The sequence below is a fragment of the Oleiphilus sp. HI0067 genome (assembly GCF_001635735.1).
Genome location: NZ_LWFI01000096.1, coordinates 1 through 1,330 on the forward strand (window position 1 = coordinate 1; position 1,330 = coordinate 1,330).

Annotated in this window: 2 protein-coding genes; one reads left to right on the forward strand and one right to left on the reverse strand. The window is 45.7% G+C overall.

Annotated features, from left to right (window positions below):
• A partial coding sequence (locus A3739_RS01375) for an RsmE family RNA methyltransferase (protein ID WP_156502232.1) occupies nt 1–272 on the forward strand: 272 nt, incomplete at its 5' end.
• A gap of 23 nt (nt 273–295) precedes the next feature.
• On the opposite strand, the gene nhaA is transcribed toward A3739_RS01375, so the two are convergent.
• Nucleotides 296–1,330: Na+/H+ antiporter NhaA (nhaA, locus tag A3739_RS01380; RefSeq protein WP_068499962.1), on the reverse strand; the 1,035-nt coding region annotated here is incomplete at its 5' end.

Consider the following 1,330-nt stretch of genomic DNA (forward strand, 5'->3'; position numbering starts at 1 on the left):
AGCTGTTCAAACCTTTTGTAGAAGACGAATTAAGCGACCTAGCGGGAAATGACCTCAAACTCATCGCACATCCGCACACTGAAACGCCGTGCCCTGTTCAATTAGATCCGAAACAGCCAGTGACCTTAGCAATTGGTCCAGAGGGAGGATTTACAAAATATGAGGTCTCGAAATTTTACGAACAACAGTTTGAGTCTGTGCATCTAGGAGATCGGATCTTAAGGACTGAAACTGCCGTCCCAGCACTACTATCAAGGCTTTACCCAGCATAAGCTGAGCAAAGCCTTAGTCCTAACTATGAGTAGCTCTGTTGTGCTCGCAGGTCTGGCACCTCTTGTTCACGACTCTTCACAATTACTATCGATCCCATCACGGCTGACAACAACGAGCCTAACAAAACTCCTAGCTTAACGCTCTCTTGATATGCTGCATCCATGCCTTCAAAAGCAAGCGACCCGATAAACAAACTCATCGTAAAACCTATGCCGCAAAGAATACACACACCATAGAGTTGTAACCAAGTCGTTCCCTTAGGAAGCGATGTAATACCTGACTTGATTGCTAACCAACACACACCAAAAATACCGATTTGTTTACCAACAAATAGCCCAAGTGCGATGCCCATCGTAACGGGATGGAACAAGTCTTCCACTCCAATACCTACCAAGTTCACACCCGCATTAGCGAACGCAAAGACAGGCAGGATGAAAAATGCGACCCATGGCTGAATGCCATGCTCCATTTGCTTGAGCATGGAATGCCCGTGCTCAGTCTTCACATTGAGAGGTATAAACCAAGCGACGATGAAACCAGCAAGCGTCGCATGCACGCCTGACTTCAATACGACCGCCCAGACAACCACACCTATGATGATATACGCAGCTTGCGCTCTCACCTTTAAACGGTTCAAGATAAACAATCCGACTAAGCCAAATCCCGCCACAGACAAAGAAAGACCTGACAAATCCGCAGAATAAAACAGAGCGATAATAACGATTGCGCCAATGTCATCGAAGATAGCCACAGACAGTAAGAACAGCTTTAAGGTTAAAGGCAAGCTCTTACCAAATAAGCTAAACAAACCCAGCGCAAAGGCAATATCGGTCGCCGAAGGAATCGCCCAACCTCTTAGCCCGACTTCATCGCCAGTATTAAAAAATACATACACTAAAGCCGGAGCAACGATCCCTGCTATTGCCGCTATACCAGGAAGAATAATTTGATCCTTCGATGACAAATGTCCTTCTAGTATTTCGCGTTTTACTTCTAGACCTATAAGGAAGAAGAACAAAGCCATGAGTCCGTCATTGATCCATAGCAACAGCGGTTT